Raw genomic sequence first — 19,108 nt, forward strand, 5'->3', positions numbered from 1 at the left:
GCGGTTTTTTTATTGCTGTTACAGACGAGGCCGTACAACAAAAAATTTATTCAGTCGCCAGGTTCTGCCAGCTTAGCGTATAGCTGTTCATGAAGTGATTCCAAATCCAGCAGCGCCTTATCACGCGCTTCATCTGCAGTACGGCGGTTTTTCCATTCAGTTACGAGTAATTTGTTTGATTAGTTCTAATCGTTTGGGTAAAAACAGGTGAGTTTGATAAAAAAATATTCAAAAATTTCACACGGGTGGACGCTATCGCCACCCGACATATTCAATTGATCTGCAATATGAATATTGTGATGGATTAACCCTATTTATTGCTACAGAAATCATTATTTCTTCTTCATATGAGGAGTCATGGCCTCAACCATATATTGCGAGGCACCATCTCCTTGCGCTGCCGAACGTTTATACAGTTCGTATGCCTTTTGGTAATCAGGCTCCATGCCTTTACCCTTTTCATACATAAAAGCCAGTTTGCGGATTGCATCGGTATAGTCCTGAGCCGCTGCTTTTTCGTACCAAAATTTTGCCTTCACGTAATCGATATGTTTATTACCGCCATCATCATACGAAGCGCCAAATGCAGTTTGTTCAGCGGCATCTGTAGGATTGGCAAGGTCAGGCGAAGGGGCGAGTATGCGTTTGGCTTCCGGGGTTTGTAATGCGCTTTGACAGGTTGGATCGTTTTGAATCTTTCCAACACCTCGTTGCGCTTTAGAAGTCGCCGATTTCAGGTACAGCTTAACGGCCATCAGGCAGTCCTTGTCGACTCCTGTACCAGCGTGGTACATCTCCGCCAGTTTATCTTCAGCGGGATCATAACCCTGATCGACGGCCTTTTTTAACCAGATTAATGCATTTTGATTATCATTGCCGTCCAGATATTTTCTGGCAATAATATATTGAGCCTCTGCATAGTTATGTTGAGCTGATTTCTCAATCCAACGTTCTGCCTCTGAGATGTTTTTGTCAACACCAATCCCTTCTTTATAATACCCAGAGATTTCATATTCTAATTTCGCGTTACCTTCCTTGTAATGAGACATAATGAAGCTAAATGCATCTTTTGCTACGGGGCTGTCGTATTTAATATTGTCGCCACTGGTGCTAATAATGGCGCGGTAACGCCAGGCTAAACGATTCAAGGCGTCAATATCACCTTGTTTTGCTTTTTCTTTTAGCGGTTCGATTTTTGTTTTAAAAAGTTTATCATAATCATTGGCATAACACTGAAAGGTACTAAATAAAAAGGTTGTAGCGATAAAGAATATAGAAAGCAGATGACGAAATGTTAAACATTTCATATTATTTCCTTATAATTAAAACGCATTATCCGAATGTAAAAAGGCTGCCATTTCTGGCAACCCTATTTTGATAAACGATCTGAATGAAACGAGAAGATTATCTATTTCACCGGCGCAACCGGCAAATCATCCCGCGCGCCCCATTCGCTCCAGGCGCCGTCATACAGCGTCACATCAGTAGCTCCCAGCGTCGCCAACGCCAGTACCACGACCGCCGCTGTTACGCCTGAGCCGCAACTGGCGACAATCGGACGTTTGAGAGAGACGCCTGCTCGGGTGAAAATTTCAGTGAGTTCATCCACCGTTTTCAGTTCGCCGCTGAAAACTAAATCGCCCCAGGGTACGTTGTGCGCACCCGGAATATGCCCGCGGCGTAAACCGGGGCGCGGTTCATCCACTTCAGCGTTAAAACGCGGTGCCGGACGGGCATCAACGATTTGCGCGGTGCCTTCGTGGCTTACCAACAACACGTCGGTCAGGCGTTTAATCACCTGTGAGTTGAATTTCACCTCGAACTCACCTTCAACCATATCGACATTACCCTGCTCCAGCAGGAGCCCGTCACGTTTCCAGCCTGCTAAACCGCCCGCCAGAATCGACACTTTTTGTGCGCCAAAGGTACGCAGCATCCACCAGGCGCGCGGGGCCGAGAAGAGATTGCCCTCATCGTAAACCACCAGATGTTTATCGCTGCAAACGCCCAGTTCGCGCATGGCAACGGCGAAGGCCTCCGGTCGCGGCATCATGTGCGGCAGTGGCGTGGTGTGGTCTGAAAGCGCCTCGATATCAAAAAAGATTGCGTCAGGCAGATGACCTTCTCGATATTCTGCCGCCATGTCGCGATCTTCCTGCCCTGGCGGCGCCATGCGGGCATCAATTATTTGAACTTCCGGGTCGTTAATGTGTTCTGCCAGCCAGTCGGCGGCGACAAAGAAAGAGGTGCTCATAGGGCCTCCATTGTACGGTCGTAAATGAATTGTCGGCGTTTTGCCCGGAAGTGACAAGTTAATGACTTCTTGTATGTGATAACGCCGAATTTATTACTGAATGAATAATTCGGAAAAAGACAGCAATTTAAGCCTGCACAGAGGTGGTAAAACGTCGTTCACGCGTAATACTATTGTGCATTCATGACAAACAGGCTCCAGAGCCAGAGGTTCAAAGGATGAAACCCTTCCGTTTGGCGGCACTTACGCTGCTTGCTGCATCAACGCTTGTCGGCTGTGATAATAACGATAAAGAAAAAACTGTCGCGTCAGCCCCTGCGGCGACGACTCCCGCCGCGCCAGTATCTGTGAAACCAGACACCGCAACACTCGCCAAACTGGCTCAGCAAAGTGAAGGAAAGTCACTGACGCTGCTGGATGCTTCTGAGGTGCAACTGGAGGGCGCAGCCGCGCTGGTGCTGACTTTCTCCGTCCCTCTCGACCCCAATCAGGATTTCTCGAAAACCGTCCATGCAGTTGATAAAAAGAGTGGCAAAGTCGACGGTGCCTGGGAGCTGGCTGCGAATCTGAAAGAGCTACGCCTGCGTCATCTGGAGCCAAAGCGCGAACTGATTATCACCGTCGACCCTGAACTGCTCGCCCTGAATAAAGCCACGCTTGGGAAAAGCGTTGAAAAAACGATTTCAACCCGCGACATCGCGCCAACGGTGGGGTTTGCCAGCCGCGGTTCTCTGCTGCCGGGTAAAGTCGTGGAAGGATTGCCTGTTATGGCGCTTAACGTGAACAACGTTGACGTCAATTTTTACCGTGTGAAGCCCGAGTCGCTTGCGTCGCTTGTCAGCGCCTGGGAGTACCGTAATTCGCTGAGTAACTGGGAATCTGACGAACTGCTGAAGATGGCCGATCTGGTCTATACCGGGCGTTTTGATCTTAATCCTGCGCGTAACACCCGCGAAAAACTTCTGCTGCCGCTGAAGGATATCAAACCGCTGCAACAGTCCGGGGTCTATATTGCGGTGATGAATCAGGCGGGGCACTACAATTACAGCAACGCCGCTACTCTCTTTACGCTGAGTGATATCGGCTTGTCTGCGCACCGTTATCACAATCGCCTGGATGTGTTCACCCAGAGTCTGGAAAATGGCGCGGCGCAGTCAGCGGTAGAAGTGCAGTTGCTGAATGAAAAAGGCCAGACGCTGGCACAGGCGAAGAGCGATGCGCAGGGGCATGCCACGCTGCAAACCGATAAAGAAGCGGCGCTGGTGCTGGCGCGGAAAGACGGTCAGACCACGCTGCTCGACCTCAAGCTTCCGGCGCTGGATCTCGCTGAATTTGCGATTGCAGGTGCGCCGGGATACAGCAAACAGTTCTTTATGTTCGGCCCACGCGATCTCTATCGGCCTGGCGAAACGGTGATCCTTAACGGCCTGCTGCGCGACGGCGACGGCAAACCTCTGACCGAGCAGCCGGTGAAACTTGAAGTGGTGAAACCGGATGGTCAGGTGATCCGTAGCGTCGTCAGTAAACCGGTGAATGGCTTGTACCAGTTTACCTATCCGCTCGACAGCGCGGCCTCGACCGGGATGTGGCATATTCGCGCCAATACCGGCGATAACCTGCGCCAGGAGTGGGATTTCCACGTTGAAGACTTTATGCCAGAGCGCCTTGCGCTCAACCTGAACGCCGAAAAAACACCGCTGGCGCCTAAAGATGATGTGAAGTTCGCCGTGGTGGGGTACTACCTGTACGGCGCACCGGCTAACGGTAACACCTTGCAGGGGAAACTGTTCCTGCGCCCGCTGCGTGATGCGGTTGCTGCGCTGCCGGGCTTCCAGTTTGGCGATATTGCCGAAGAGAATCTCTCGCGTAGCCTGGATGAAGCCAGCCTGACGCTGGATGAAAAAGGGCGCGGCGAAGTTATTACCTCCAGCCAGTGGCAGGAAGCGCATTCGCCATTACAGGTTATTTTACAGGCCAGCCTGCTGGAGTCGGGTGGCCGTCCGGTTACGCGTCGCGCCGAACAGGCTATCTGGCCTGCGCCGGAACTGCCGGGGATCCGCCCACAGTTCGCCAGCAAAGCTGTCTATGACTATCGCACAGACACCACGGTCAATCAGCCGATTGTCGATGAGGGCAGTCAGGCTGCGTTTGATATTGTTTATACCAACGCACAGGGTGAGCGCAAAGCGGTGGACGGCTTGCAGGTGCGCCTGATCCGCGAACGTCGCGATTACTACTGGAACTGGTCGGAAGATGAGGGCTGGAAATCCCAGTTTGACCAGAAAGATCTGGTGGAAGGCGAAGAGAGCCTTAATCTGAAAGCTGACGAAACCGGTAAAGTAAGTTTCCCGGTCGAGTGGGGGGCTTATCGCCTGGAAGTCAAAGGGCCTAACGATACGCTCAGTAGTGTGCGCTTCTGGGCGGGCTATAGCTGGCAGGATAACAGCGACGGCAGCGGCGCGGCGCGTCCGGATCGCGTGACCATGAAGCTCGATAAGCCGTCCTACAAACCGGGTGACACCATTAAGTTACACGTCGCTGCTCCGGCGGCGGGTAAGGGTTACGCGATGGTGGAATCCAGTGAAGGCCCGTTGTGGTGGCAGGAAATAAGCGTTCCAGCAGAAGGTCTGGATCTCTCTATCCCGGTAGATAAAAGCTGGAATCGCCACGATCTCTATCTGAGTACGCTGGTGGTGCGTCCGGGCGATAAATCCCGATCCGCGACGCCAAAACGCGCGGTCGGCGTATTACATCTTCCGCTCGGTGATGAAAACCGCCGACTGAATATCGCGCTGGATGCGCCAGCGAAAATGCGTCCAAACCAGCCGTTGACCGTTAAGGTGAAAGTCGACCGAAAAGAAGGTAGCGCGCCGAAACAGGTGAATGTGCTGCTTTCGGCCGTGGATAGCGGCGTGTTGAATATTACCGATTACTCCACGCCGGATCCCTGGCAGGGCTTTTTCGGCCAGAAACGCTATGGTGCGGATATTTATGACATCTACGGTCAGGTGATTGAAGGACAGGGGCGTCTGGCGAGCCTGCGTTTTGGCGGCGATGGCGATGAACTTAAACGCGGTGGTAAACCGCCAGTCAATCATGTCACCATTATCGCCCAGCAGGCGCAGCCGGTAACGCTCGATGAAAACGGCGAGGGGACTGTTACGTTGCCGATCGGCGATTTCAACGGCGAACTGCGCGTCATGGCGCAGGCGTGGACTGACGAAGATTTCGGCAGCGGTGAAAGTAAAGTGGTGGTGGCCTCACCGGTGATAGCCGAACTGAATATGCCGCGCTTCCTTGCGAGCGGCGATACTGCGCGTCTGACGCTCGACATCACTAACCTGACGGACAAACCGCAAACGCTCTCTGTCCAGATGGCGGCAAGCGGGCTGTTACGGCTGGAAGGCGCGCAGCCGGAACCCATCACCCTGCAACCGGGCGTTCGCAATATTCAATATGTGCCGGTGAGCGCGAAAGACGGCTTCGGTGACGGCCAGGTGGATATCACCGTGACCGGGCTGGAATTGCCGGGGGAAACGCTGCCGCCAATCAATAAAAGCTGGAAACTGGGCATACGTCCGGCCTACCCGGCGCAGACTGTGAACGTCGGTGCAGCATTACAGCCTGGCGAAAGCTGGAGCGTCCCTGCGGACTGGCAGGCCAATTTCTCTCCGGCGACAATCCAGGGGCAGTTGTTGTTAAGCGGTAAACCGCCGCTGAACCTGGCGCGCTATATTCGTGAACTGAAAGCCTATCCATATGGTTGTCTGGAGCAAACCGCCAGTGGCCTGTTCCCGTCGCTCTATACCAATGCAGCGCAACTGAAAACGCTGGGTATTGCCGGTGATAGCGACGAAAAACGCCGCGCGGCGGTGGATGTGGGTATCTCCCGTATTCTGCAAATGCAGCGCCAGGATGGCGGCTTCGCGTTGTGGGATAAAGAAGGGCCGGAAGAGTACTGGCTGACGGCCTATGCGATGGACTTCCTGGTTCGGGCGGGTGAACAGGGCTACAGCGTTCCCGCCGATGCTATCAACAACGGCAATAACCGCCTGCTGCGTTATTTGCAGGAGCCGGGGTTGATGACCGTTCGCTACAGCGACGATACCGCCGCCAGCCGCTTTGCTGTGCAGGCTTATGCCGCGCAGGTGCTGGCGCGTCAGCAGAAAGCGCCGCTTGGCGCGCTGCGTGAAATCTGGGGGCGACATGCGCAGGCAAAATCAGGCCTGCCTCTGATGCAACTGGGTATCGCGCTGAAGGCGATGGGGGATGCGCCACGCAGTGAAGAAGCCGTGCAACTGGCGCTGAAAACCCCTCGCGCAGACAAACCGCAGTGGATTGGCGACTACGGCAGCGCGTTGCGTGATAACGCACAGATGCTCTCCCTGCTGGAAGAGAACAAACTGCTGCCGGATGCGCAGAACACGCTGCTGCAAACGCTCTCTGAGCAGGCGTTTGGCGAACGCTGGTTATCCACGCAGGAAAGCAATTCGCTCTTCCTGGCTGGTCGCGGTCTTGCTGATTTACCGGGCAACTGGCAGGCGCAAACGTCGCTGGATAGCGCGCCGTTGCAAAGTGATAAAGCGCAGACCCGCAATCTGGATGTCGATCAACTGGGCGTATTGCAGGTGACTAACAGCGGTACGCAGCCGCTATGGTTACGCCTCGATGCTACCGGCTATCCGGAGTATTCGCCGGAACCTGTCAGTAACGTGCTGCAGATTGAACGCCAGATCCTCGGCACCGACGGGAAACCTAAAGCCATATCCTCGATGCGTAGCGGCGATCTGGTACTGGTTCGTCTGGAGATCAACGCCAGCCAGAACGTGCCCGATGCGCTGGTCGTCGATATGCTGCCTGCCGGCCTTGAGCTGGAAAACCAGAATCTGGCCAACAGCAGCGCCAGCCTTGCGGATAACGCGGGTGAAGCGCAGAACCTGATTAATCAGATGCAGCAGGCGGATATTCAGCATATGGAATTTCGCGACGATCGCTTTGTGGCGGCGGTGGCGGTTAATGCGGGTCAGTCGGTGACGCTGGTTTATCTGGCGCGCGCGGTGATGCCGGGAACTTACCAGTTGCCGCAACCGCAAGTTGAATCAATGTATGTGCCGCAGTGGCGCGCAACCGGCACGGCGGATGGCCCGCTGATCGTCACGCCGTAAGATGCGGTTGCTGGCGAAAATAAAACGCCGCTGGCTCTGGCTGGCGGCGAGTGCGGTATTGTTTTGGCTGGCAGTATTGGGGGCCGATCGTCTCTGGCCATTGCCTTTACATGAAGTCACCCCGGCACGAGTGGTGGTGGCGCAGGATGGTACGCCGCTGTGGCGTTTTGCCGACGCTGAAGGGATCTGGCGCTATCCGGTCACCATTGAGGAGGTATCGCCGCGCTATCTTGAAGCGCTGATCCAGTATGAAGATCGCTGGTTCTGGGAACATCCCGGCGTCAATCCGTTATCGATACTCCGCGCCGCCTGGCAGGATCTCTCCTCCGGGCGCGTGGTTTCCGGCGGCAGTACGCTCACCATGCAGGTCGCTCGTCTGCTCGACCCGCACTCACGCACCTTCGGCGGTAAAATTCGCCAGCTCTGGCGCGCTTTTCAACTGGAGTGGCATCTTTCTAAGCGTGACATTCTGACCCTCTATCTCAACCGGGCTCCCTTCGGCGGGACGCTTCAGGGCGTGGGCGCAGCCAGTTGGGCTTATCTTGGTAAACCTCCGGCACAATTAAGCTATGCCGATGCGGCGCTGCTGGCGGTGTTGCCGCAGGCGCCGAGTCGTTTACGTCCCGATCGCTGGCCGGAGCGCGCACAGGCGGCGCGCAACAAAGTGCTGGCGCGGATGGAAAGCCAGCAGGTGTGGTCTGCCACGGTGGTGAAAGAGGCCGCGGAAGAACCGGTTTGGCTCTTTCCGCGGCAAATGCCGCAGCTTGCGCCGCTCTTTTCCCGCAAAGTGCTTGGGCTGAGTCGGGCGGAAAAAATTACGACGACCCTGGATGCGGGGCTACAGCGTCAGCTTGAAGAGATGGCGCTCAACTGGAAATCTCGTTTACCGCCGCGCAGCTCACTGGCGATGATCGTGGTTGATAACAGCACTATGCAGGTGCGCGGTTGGGTGGGATCGGCAGATATCAGCGACGACAGCCGTTTTGGCCATATCGATATGGTATCAGCGATCCGATCGCCGGGATCGGTGCTGAAACCCTTTATCTACGGTATGGCCATGGATGAAGGGCTGATCCATCCGGCATCACTGTTGCAGGATGTCCCGCGCCGGGTTGGCGATTACCGTCCAGGTAACTTTGATAGCGGTTTCCATGGCCCGGTGAGTATGAGTGAGGCGCTGGTGCGTTCCCTTAATCTTCCCGCTGTGCAGGTGCTGGAAGCTTACGGGCCGAAGCAGTTCGCCGCCCGCCTGCGTAATGCCGGTCTGCCGCTGATGCTGCCTGCCGGTGCGGAACCTAATTTGTCATTGATCCTCGGTGGGGCGGGAGCGCGGCTGGCTGATATCACGGCAGCATACAGCGCTTTTGCCCGACATGGCAGAGTGGGGCATCTGCGTTTATTAGCCGACGATCCGCTGGTTGAGCGCCCATTATTGTCCCCGGGATCGGCATGGATCATCCGTCGCATTCTGGCGGGGGAAGATCAACCAATGCCGGATGCCAACCTGCCGCAGGTGGTGCCACTGGCGTGGAAAACGGGAACCAGCTATGGCTACCGTGATGCGTGGGCAATAGGCCTGAATGCGCGTTATAGCATCGGTATATGGACAGGCAGGCCGGACGGTACTCCTGTCGCCGGGCAATTTGGTTTTGCCAGTGCGGTGCCGCTGCTTAATCAGGTCAGCAATTTGCTGCTTTCTCGTGCCGCAGCGGGGAAAAATGGCTTGCCGACCGATCCGCGCCCGGCTTCGGTAAGCGGCGGGACAATATGCTGGCCTGGCGGGCAGTCGCTGCCGGAGGGCGATGCGAACTGCCGCCGCCGTCTCGCGACCTGGCTTCTGGATAACAGCCAGCCGCCCACGCTGCTGTTGCCCGGTCAGGAAGGGATTCGCGGTATTCGCTTCCCGGTCTGGCTGGACGCGCAGGGAAAACGCGTCGCGGCGGATTGCCCCGATGCGAGAGAAACCTCCCTGGATGTCTGGCCTCTGCCGCTTGAACCCTGGCTTCCCGCCAGCGAGCGACGTGCTGCCAGACTTCCTGCCGCCTCAACCGTTTGCCCGCCGCAAATATCGCAGGACGCGCCGCCGTTAGTGCTTTCTGGCGTGCGAGAAGGTGCGGTGATCCAACGTGCCCCTGGTGAATCTCAGGCCACGGTTGCGCTGCAAACCAGTGGTGGTGAAGGGCGGCGCTGGTGGTTCCTGAACGGTGAACCGCAGGAAGGCGCGGGAAAAAATCTGACGCTGACGTTACAAAAAGCGGCAGAATATCAACTGGTGGTGATGGATGAAGGTGGGCAGATAGCGACGGTGAGTTTTACCTTCCAATAAGATTTTTGCGCCAGCTAGCGTAAGAATGTTGCTAAAGCTAATTTTATTTTAAAAAAATGTTACCTTCGTCCATAGGCAAGGCGAGCTTGTCTCATTATAATCCGCGCCAGGTCATACGACGTATGCATAACAACAGAACACATTTTAGAGGTAATCATGGCTATTGAACGTACTTTTTCCATCATCAAGCCAAATGCGGTGGCAAAAAACGTTATTGGAAGCATCTTTGCGCGTTTTGAAGCGGCAGGGTTCAAAATCGTCGGCACCAAAATGCTGCATCTGACCGTTGAACAGGCTCGCGGTTTCTACGCTGAGCATGATGGCAAACCGTTCTTTGATGGTCTGGTTGAATTTATGACCTCTGGCCCTATCGTGGTTTCCGTACTGGAAAGCGAAAATGCGGTACAGCGTCATCGCGATCTGCTGGGCGCAACCAACCCGGCGAACGCGCTGGCAGGCACCCTGCGCGCTGACTACGCAGACAGCTTTACCGAGAACGGCACCCACGGTTCTGATTCCGTTGAATCTGCAAAACGTGAAATTGCCTACTTCTTCGGTGAAGGCGAAGTCTGCCCGCGCACCCGCTAATTCAGGCGATTTATCTTTTTTTAACGGATCCCACGTGCAGACGTGGCGTCCGTGCGCCAGAATTTGTACAATGCAACGCCCCCGGACGAGCAGACCGCTCTCCCGGGGCGTTTCTTTTTATTAACCCTCCAGGGGCCATAACGTGTAACAACGAGGCCGGTAAAGATTATGTCAGAACAAATTGTCACGCCTGAGAGCGCCATCCCGGCGGTTCCCAATAAAGATGGAAAAATTAACCTGCTGGATCTCAACCGTCAGCAGATGCGCGATTTTTTTAAAGACTTAGGCGAGAAACCCTTCCGTGCCGACCAGGTGATGAAGTGGATGTATCATTACTGCAGCGATAACTTTGATGATATGACTGATATCAACAAGGTTCTGCGTAACAAGCTGAAAGAAGTCGCTGAAATTCGCGCGCCGGAAGTGGTTGAAGAACAGCGCTCTTCCGATGGCACCATCAAATGGGCGATTGCGGTTGGCGATCAGCGCGTTGAAACGGTTTATATCCCGGAAGACGATCGCGCGACCCTGTGTGTTTCTTCACAGGTTGGCTGTGCGTTAGAGTGTAAATTCTGTTCGACGGCACAGCAGGGCTTTAACCGTAACCTGCGCGTTTCAGAAATTATTGGCCAGGTCTGGCGTGCGGCGAAAATCGTTGGCGCGGCCAAAATTACCGGTCAGCGCCCCATCACCAACGTGGTGATGATGGGGATGGGTGAACCGCTGCTGAACCTGACCAACGTGGTTCCGGCCATGGAAATCATGCTTGATGATTTCGGTTTTGGTCTGTCTAAACGTCGCGTCACCTTGTCTACCTCCGGTGTCGTTCCGGCGCTGGATAAACTGGGCGATATGATTGACGTTGCGCTGGCCATTTCTCTGCATGCGCCAAACGACGAGATTCGTGACGAAATTGTACCTATCAACAAAAAGTACAATATCGAAACCTTCCTGGCAGCGGTGCGCCGTTACCTGGAAAAATCCAATGCGAACCAGGGCCGCGTGACTATCGAGTACGTGATGCTCGACCACGTCAACGACGGCACCGAACACGCGCATCAACTGGCGGAATTGCTGAAAGATACGCCGTGCAAAATCAACCTGATTCCGTGGAACCCGTTCCCGGGCGCGCCGTATGGCCGCAGCTCCAACAGCCGCATCGACCGTTTCTCTAAAGTGTTGATGGAATACGGCTTTACCACCATCGTGCGTAAAACCCGTGGTGATGACATTGATGCCGCTTGTGGCCAATTAGCGGGCGATGTTATCGACCGTACCAAGCGCACAATGCGTAAGCGTATGCAGGGCGAAGCTATCGACGTAAAAGCCCTGTGATTTTGCCTTCGCGCACGGCAGAAATGGCGTGCGTGAAGTTAAATGGGTAAGGATTAGGCGAAACGTACTGATCTGGTTAATAATTACGGTGCGTTTCCGCCCATATTGAGGCAGTATGTAGCGCAGGAATGACAGCGCCGCTACCGTCTCAGGTGCTGTTTTGAGGTCGCTAACCGGGCAGCTTGTACTGTCTGTTCGAAGTCAACGATCGGATGTTTCGCGGTGTAGGCGTAGTCTGCATCAGAGTCTTAATTTCACGAACCAGCAGTTGTAGCGAATGAATACTGAAACCAACCCTGATCAACAAGAAGCACGTACCACGGGCTCCCGTTTACGCAATGCCCGTGAACAACTCGGACTCAGCCAGCAGGCGGTTGCTGAACGTTTATGCCTGAAGGTTTCCACCGTTCGTGATATTGAAGAAGATAAAGCGCCCGCTGAACTCGCTTCAACATTCCTGCGTGGTTATATCCGTTCTTATGCTCGCCTCGTCCACATTCCTGAAGAAGAACTGCTGCCGATGATGGAAAAGCAGGCACCGGTTCGCGCGGCGAAAGTCGCACCGATGCAGAGCTTCTCGCTGGGTAAACGCCGTAAAAAACGTGACGGCTGGCTGATGAGCTTCACCTGGCTGGTGCTGTTCGTGGTCGTCGGTCTGACGGTGGCGTGGTGGTGGCAAAACCACAAAGCGCAGCAGGAAGAGATCACCACCATGGCGGATCAATCCTCTGTGGAACTCAATAACAGCAGCAATACCGGCTCTCAGGATGTGCCATTAGATACCGGCGCAACCAGCGCGCCTGCGACAGCGGATAACACCGCGCCAGCAACGACGACGCCAGCAGATACCGCAGCGACGCAAACGCCAGCCCCGACAGCAACGCCTGCGCCAGCAGCCGACGCGCAAAATAACGCCGTTGTTGCGCCGTCCCAGGCGAATGTTGACCCGGCAGCGACCGCGCAGACGACTGCACCGGTAGCCACTGGCCTGCCAACCGACCCGGCTCAGCCTGCCACACCGGCGGCTGACCCGAATGCGCTGGTGATGAACTTTACCGCCGATTGCTGGCTGGAAGTCACCGATGCAACCGGTAAAAAACTGTTCAGCGGTATGCAGCGTAAAGACGGTAATTTGAATTTAGTCGGCCAGACACCGTACAAGCTGAAAATTGGTGCGCCGGCTGCAGTACAGATCCAGTTCCAGGGTAAACCTGTCGATCTGAGCCGTTTTATCAGAACTAACCAGGTTGCGCGTCTGACCGTGAATGCCGAACAATCACCGGCACAGTAACAGACGGGCAACGCGGGAGATTTTTCATGCACAACCAGGCTCCAATTCAACGTAGAAAATCGAAACGCATTTACGTTGGGAACGTGCCGATTGGCGATGGGGCTCCCATCGCCGTACAGTCGATGACCAACACGCGCACCACCGATGTGGAAGCGACGGTCAATCAGATTAAAGCGTTAGAACGCGTCGGGGCGGATATCGTTCGCGTCTCCGTACCGACGATGGACGCGGCTGAAGCGTTCAAACTCATTAAACAGCAGGTCAGCGTGCCGCTGGTGGCTGATATTCACTTCGACTACCGTATTGCGCTAAAAGTCGCGGAATACGGCGTCGACTGTCTGCGTATCAACCCAGGTAACATCGGAAACGAAGAACGTATCCGCATGGTGGTGGATTGCGCGCGCGACAAAAATATCCCTATCCGCATTGGCGTTAACGCCGGTTCTCTGGAGAAAGATCTCCAGGAAAAATATGGCGAACCGACTCCGCAGGCGCTGCTGGAATCGGCGATGCGCCATGTTGATCACCTCGATCGTCTGAACTTTGATCAGTTCAAAGTGAGCGTGAAAGCTTCCGATGTTTTCCTCGCCGTCGAGTCGTATCGTCTGCTGGCGAAGCAGATCGATCAGCCGCTGCATCTGGGGATCACCGAAGCGGGCGGGGCGCGCAGCGGTGCGGTGAAGTCGGCGATCGGCTTAGGCTTGCTGCTCTCGGAAGGGATCGGCGATACCCTGCGCGTGTCACTGGCGGCCGATCCGGTCGAAGAGATCAAAGTCGGTTTCGACATTCTGAAATCTCTGCGTATTCGTGCGCGCGGCATCAACTTCATTGCCTGCCCGACCTGTTCACGTCAGGAATTTGACGTTATCGGTACGGTCAACGCACTGGAACAGCGTCTGGAAGATATCATCACGCCGATGGACGTTTCCATTATCGGTTGCGTGGTGAATGGCCCAGGTGAAGCGCTGGTATCAACGCTGGGCGTGACGGGCGGTAATAAAAAAAGCGGCCTGTACGAAGATGGCGTGCGTAAAGACCGTCTGGATAACAACGATATGATTGACCAACTGGAAGCCCGCATTCGTGCGAAAGCAACCATGCTGGATGAAGCCAATCGTATCGATGTTCAGCAGGTCGAAAAATAACAAGATGGGAAGTTCGCGTTCTCGAGGTATACACAAAATCATTCAGGTTGCGTCAAGGCGGCAAGCGAGTGAATCCCGATGAGCTTACCAGGGTAAGTGATTCGGGTGAACGAGCGCAGCCTTTGCTCCGGCAACTTGAAGGATGAAGTGTATATGACGACCCGAACTTCCCGTGTATGATTGAACCCCTGCGGGAATACCGCTGAGGGTTCATTTTTATATTTATAAAGAGAATAAACGTGGCAAAAAACATTCAAGCCATCCGCGGCATGAACGATTATCTGCCTGGCGAGACCGCCATCTGGCAGCGCATTGAAGGCACTCTCAAGAACGTGCTCGGCAGCTACGGTTACAGTGAAATCCGTTTGCCGATTGTAGAGCAGACCCCGTTATTCAAACGCGCGATCGGTGAAGTCACCGACGTGGTTGAAAAAGAGATGTATACCTTTGAGGATCGCAACGGCGATAGCCTGACGCTGCGCCCTGAAGGTACTGCGGGCTGCGTTCGCGCCGGCATCGAGCATGGTCTTCTGTACAATCAGGAGCAGCGTCTGTGGTATATCGGGCCGATGTTCCGTCACGAACGTCCGCAGAAAGGCCGCTACCGCCAGTTCCATCAGTTGGGTTGTGAAGTGTTTGGCCTGCAAGGGCCGGATATCGATGCCGAGCTGATTATGCTCACCGCTCGCTGGTGGCGTGCGCTGGGCATTTCTGAGCACGTTGCGCTGGAGCTGAACTCTATCGGTTCCCTGGAAGCGCGCGCGAACTATCGTGATGCGCTGATTGCCTTCCTCGAACAGCATAAAGAGAAGCTGGACGAAGACTGCAAACGTCGTATGTACAGCAACCCGCTGCGCGTGCTGGATTCAAAAAATCCGGACGTTCAGGCGCTGCTGAACGACGCGCCTGCGCTGGGCGACTATCTTGACGATGACTCTCGCGAACACTTTGCCGGGCTGTGCGCTCAACTGGACGCGGCGGGCATCGCTTATACCGTGAACCAGCGTTTGGTGCGCGGCCTGGATTACTACAACCGCACCGTTTTTGAGTGGGTGACGAATAGCCTGGGCTCGCAGGGTACCGTTTGCGCCGGTGGGCGTTATGACGGACTGGTTGAGCAATTGGGCGGTCGTGCTACCCCGGCGGTGGGCTTCGCGATGGGTCTCGAACGACTTGTTTTGTTAGTTCAGGCAGTTAATCCGGAATTTATTGCCTCTCCTGTTGTCGATATATACCTGGTAGCCTCAGGTGCTGATACTCAGTTCGCCGCAATGCGTCTGGCTGAAGAGGTACGTGATGCAATTCCGGGTGTGAAACTGATGACAAACCACGGCGGCGGCAACTTCAAGAAACAGTTTGCCCGTGCGGACAAATGGGGGGCGCGCGTTGCTCTGGTGCTAGGTGAGTCTGAAGTCGCACAAGCGAATGTGGTCGTGAAGGATTTACGCTCTGGCGAGCAGACAACCGTAACGCAGGACGGCGTTGCCGCACATTTGCGCACTATTCTGGGTTAATCTCCCGGACATTTTTATCAGGAGAAGGACTGCGTGGAAATGTACAATAACGATAACGACCAGGTTGACGCGCTTAAGCGTTTCTTTGCCGAAAACGGTAAAGCGCTGGCCGTTGGGGTCATTTTAGGGATTGGTGCGCTGGTTGGCTGGCGTTACTGGACGTCCCATCAGCTCAATACGGCGCGTGAATCTTCACAGGCCTATGAAAATGCCGTTTCTTCTCTTAGTTCAGGGAAACCGGAAGCGCTGGCCGGAGCAGAGAAATTTGCTGCCGAATCGAAAAATACCTATGGTGCTTTTGCATCACTGGAACTGGCTCAGCAGTATGTTGATAAGAATGAACTGGATAAAGCGGAAAAACAGCTTAACCAGGGCTTAGCAGCGGCTTCTGATGAGAACTTGAAATCAGTAATCAGCATGCGTCTGGCACGTATTCAGTTGCAAATGAAGCAGCAGGATGCAGCGCTGAAGACCATTGAAAGCATTAAAGGCGAAGGCTGGACGGCTATCGTCGCCGATTTGCGCGGGGAAATTCTGCTCAGCAAAGGTGACAAACAAGGCGCTCGCGCGGCCTGGGAAGCAGGGGCGAAAAGCGATGCTTCTCCTGCGCTCAGCGAAATGATGCGCATGAAAATTAATAATTTGTCCATCTGAGAGGGACCCGATGCAATTGCGTAAATTACTTTTGCCAGGACTGCTTTCTGTCACTCTGTTGAGTGGTTGTTCCTGGTTTAGCGGCGAAGAAGATATCGTAAAAATGTCCCCGCTGCCGACGGTTGAAAACCAGTTCACACCTTCTACCGCATGGGATGTGTCGGTGGGTAACGGAATTGGCAACTTCTATTCCAACCTGCACCCGGCTTATGCGGATAGCGTGGTTTATGCCGCCGACCGCCGTGGTACGGTGAAAGCGCTGAATGCGGATGACGGCAAAGAAGTCTGGTCTGTAGACCTGGCGGAAAAAGATGGCTGGCTGTCGCGTAAACCGGCACTGCTTTCCGGCGGTCTGACTGTTTCCGGCGGCCGCGTTTATGTCGGCAGTGAAAAAGCGAGAGTTTACGCGCTGGACGCTGGCGATGGTTCCATTGCCTGGCAGACTGCTGCGGCAGGGGAAGTTTTATCTCGCCCGGTTGTTAGCGACGGTCTGGTTCTTGTTCACACCAGTAACGGTCAGTTACAGGCGTTGAATGAAGCCGATGGCGCTATCAAATGGACGGTAAACCTGGACATGCCTGCGCTCTCCCTGCGCGGTGAATCTGCTCCGGCTGTTGCTTACGGCGCAGCGATTGTGGGCGGTGATAACGGACGCGTCAGCGCCGTGCTGATGCAGCAGGGCCAGTTGATTTGGCAGCAACGTATTTCTCAGGCGACGGGTAATACCGAAATTGACCGTCTGAGCGATGTCGATACCACCCCGGTTATCGCCAATGGCGTGGTTTATGCGCTGGCGTACAACGGTAACCTGACCGCTCTGGATCTGCGCAGCGGCCAGATCCTGTGGAAACGTGAGCTGGGCTCGGTGAATGATTTCATCGTTGATGGCAATCGCATCTACATGGTCGATCAGAACGATCGCCTGCTGGCGCTCACCACTGATGGCGGCGTGACCCTGTGGACGCAAAGCGACCTGCTGCACCGTCTGCTGACTTCACCTGTGCTCTATAATGGCAGCCTGGTGGTTGGCGACAGCGAAGGTTACATGCACTGGATCAACACCGAAGATGGCCGCTTTGTTGCGCAGCAAAAAGTGGACAGCTCTGGCTTCCTGACTGAGCCAGTCGTTGCCGATGGCAAACTGCTGATTCAGGCGAAAGACGGTACGCTGTACGCGATTACGCGTTAAAATATCGCGGTGATTCAGTGAATAACGGCTCCTGTTCAATCAGGGGCCGTTTGCTATTTTTATTATTATTGTTTTTGTGCCCGATGGCGATGCGCCACCCGGCAAACCAAATTTTGAGTTAATGAGGCTTTAACATGATTCCTGTGGTCGCGCTTGTCGGGCGCCCTAACGTTGGAAAATCCACGCTATTTAACCGCCTGACGCGTACTCGTGATGCGCTGGTTGCGGATTTCCCGGGTCTGACTCGTGACCGTAAATACGGTCGTGCTGAAGTGGAAGGCCGTGAGTTTATCTGTATCGATACCGGTGGTATCGACGGTACGGAAGAGGGCGTGGAAACCCGTATGGCGGAACAGTCGCTGCTGGCGATTGAAGAAGCTGACGTGGTGTTGTTTATGGTCGATGCGCGCGCCGGGCTGATGCCTGCGGATAAAGCGATCGCCAAACATCTGCGTTCTCGTGAAAAACCGACCTTCCTGGTGGCGAACAAAACGGACGGCGTTGATGCCGATCAGGCCATCGCGGATTTCTGGTCGCTCGGTCTGGGGGATATCTACCCAATTGCGGCCTCCCACGGTCGCGGCGTGACCAGCCTGCTGGAACACGTGCTGCTGCCGTTTGTTGATGACGTCAACCCGCCGGAAGAAGTCGACGAAGACGCAGAATACTGGGCGAAATTTGAAGCTGAGCAGAATGGCGAAGAGTTGGAAGAGCCGGAAGATGATTTCGACCCGACAACGCTGCCTATCAAGCTGGCGATTGTCGGGCGTCCGAATGTAGGTAAGTCCACACTTACTAACCGTATTCTTGGCGAAGACCGTGTGGTGGTCTATGACATGCCGGGCACTACGCGTGACAGTATCTACATCCCGATGCAACGCGACGAGCGTGAATACGTGCTTATCGACACCGCCGGTGTGCGTAAACGCGGCAAAATCACCGATGTGGTCGAAAAGTTCTCCGTTATCAAAACATTGCAGGCGATTGAAGACGCTAACGTGGTGCTGCTGGTGATTGATGCCCGCGAAGGCATCTCCGATCAGGATCTGTCGCTGCTGGGCTTCATTCTGAATAGTGGGCGCTCACTTGTTATCGTGGTCAACAAATGGGATGGCCTGAGCAATGAAGTGAGAGAGCAGGTGAAAGAGACCCTCGACTACCGTCTGGGCTTTATCGACTTCGCGCGTGTGCACTTTATCTCTGCGCTGCACGGCAGCGGCGTCGGCAACCTGTTTGAATCTGTACGTGAAGCCTATGACAGTTCGACCCGCCGCGTAGGCACCGCCATGCTGACTCGCATCATGACGATGGCGGTGGAAGATCACCAGCCGCCGCTGGTGCGCGGTCGTCGCGTGAAGCTGAAATATGCACATGCCGGGGGTTATAACCCGCCGATCGTGGTGATTCACGGTAATCAGGTAAAAGACCTGCCGGATTCCTACAAACGTTATCTGATGAACTACTTCCGCAAATCGCTGGATGTAATGGGGACGCCAATCCGCATTCAGTTCAAGGAAGGGGAAAACCCGTATGCGAACAAACGCAATACGCTGACCCCAACCCAGATGCGTAAGCGTAAACGTCTGATTAAGCACATTAAGAAAAGTAAGTAATTTATTGATTCCGGCCTCTGTTTGCAGAGGCCGA

12 protein-coding genes are annotated in these 19,108 nt (G+C 54.7%); 10 read left to right on the plus strand and 2 right to left on the minus strand.

Annotation, left to right across the window (positions count from 1 at the left end; translation table 11 throughout):
• Positions 1-332: 332 nt before the first annotated feature.
• Together VSR74_RS18145 and sseA are read right to left on the minus strand one after the other, a co-directional pair.
• Positions 333-1,307 carry a tetratricopeptide repeat protein gene (locus tag VSR74_RS18145; RefSeq protein ID WP_347796014.1) on the minus strand — a complete coding sequence of 325 codons (975 nt, stop codon included), beginning with the start codon at positions 1,305-1,307 and terminating at the stop codon, positions 333-335.
• Positions 1,308-1,408: 101 nt separating this feature from the next.
• Entirely contained in the window at positions 1,409-2,254 is an 846-nt protein-coding gene (gene sseA / locus VSR74_RS18150; RefSeq protein WP_347796015.1) for a 3-mercaptopyruvate sulfurtransferase, read from the minus strand.
• A 218-nt stretch (positions 2,255-2,472) separates the two neighbouring features.
• Here sseA and VSR74_RS18155 point away from each other — a divergent pair, with 218 nt between their 5' ends.
• From VSR74_RS18155 to der, 10 genes are all read left to right on the plus strand, one after another.
• Positions 2,473-7,419, plus strand: coding sequence for an alpha-2-macroglobulin family protein (locus tag VSR74_RS18155; protein WP_347796016.1), 4,947 nt, complete (start codon positions 2,473-2,475; stop codon positions 7,417-7,419).
• A 1-nt stretch (position 7,420) separates the two neighbouring features.
• Positions 7,421-9,745 carry a peptidoglycan glycosyltransferase PbpC gene (gene pbpC, locus VSR74_RS18160; RefSeq protein WP_347796017.1) on the plus strand — a complete coding sequence of 775 codons (2,325 nt, stop codon included), beginning with the start codon at positions 7,421-7,423 and terminating at the stop codon, positions 9,743-9,745.
• A gap of 156 nt (positions 9,746-9,901) precedes the next feature.
• Positions 9,902-10,333: a nucleoside-diphosphate kinase gene (gene ndk / locus VSR74_RS18165; protein ID WP_347796018.1), complete on the plus strand. Its 432-nt coding sequence runs from the start codon at positions 9,902-9,904 to the stop codon at positions 10,331-10,333.
• A 168-nt stretch (positions 10,334-10,501) separates the two neighbouring features.
• A complete protein-coding gene (locus VSR74_RS18170; RefSeq protein ID WP_347796019.1) occupies positions 10,502-11,668 on the plus strand; it encodes a bifunctional tRNA (adenosine(37)-C2)-methyltransferase TrmG/ribosomal RNA large subunit methyltransferase RlmN in 1,167 nt (388 codons plus the stop codon).
• A 277-nt stretch (positions 11,669-11,945) separates the two neighbouring features.
• Entirely contained in the window at positions 11,946-12,959 is a 1,014-nt protein-coding gene (gene rodZ / locus VSR74_RS18175; RefSeq protein WP_347796020.1) for a cytoskeleton protein RodZ, read from the plus strand.
• A 26-nt stretch (positions 12,960-12,985) separates the two neighbouring features.
• Positions 12,986-14,104 carry a flavodoxin-dependent (E)-4-hydroxy-3-methylbut-2-enyl-diphosphate synthase gene (gene ispG / locus VSR74_RS18180; protein ID WP_347796021.1) on the plus strand — a complete coding sequence of 373 codons (1,119 nt, stop codon included), beginning with the start codon at positions 12,986-12,988 and terminating at the stop codon, positions 14,102-14,104.
• A gap of 239 nt (positions 14,105-14,343) precedes the next feature.
• Entirely contained in the window at positions 14,344-15,618 is a 1,275-nt protein-coding gene (gene hisS, locus VSR74_RS18185) for a histidine--tRNA ligase (protein WP_347796022.1), read from the plus strand.
• Positions 15,619-15,651: 33 nt separating this feature from the next.
• Entirely contained in the window at positions 15,652-16,272 is a 621-nt protein-coding gene (locus VSR74_RS18190; RefSeq protein ID WP_347796023.1) for a YfgM family protein, read from the plus strand.
• Between the two features lie 10 nt (positions 16,273-16,282).
• On the plus strand, positions 16,283-17,461 hold the full coding sequence (bamB, locus tag VSR74_RS18195) for an outer membrane protein assembly factor BamB (RefSeq protein WP_347796024.1): 1,179 nt from the start codon (positions 16,283-16,285) through the stop codon (positions 17,459-17,461).
• A 134-nt stretch (positions 17,462-17,595) separates the two neighbouring features.
• Positions 17,596-19,074 carry a ribosome biogenesis GTPase Der gene (gene der / locus VSR74_RS18200; RefSeq protein ID WP_347796025.1) on the plus strand — a complete coding sequence of 493 codons (1,479 nt, stop codon included), beginning with the start codon at positions 17,596-17,598 and terminating at the stop codon, positions 19,072-19,074.
• Positions 19,075-19,108 lie beyond the last annotated feature (34 nt).

This window comes from Pseudocitrobacter cyperus, from assembly GCF_039889165.1.
Taxonomy (GTDB): Bacteria; Pseudomonadota; Gammaproteobacteria; order Enterobacterales; family Enterobacteriaceae; genus Pseudocitrobacter; species Pseudocitrobacter cyperus.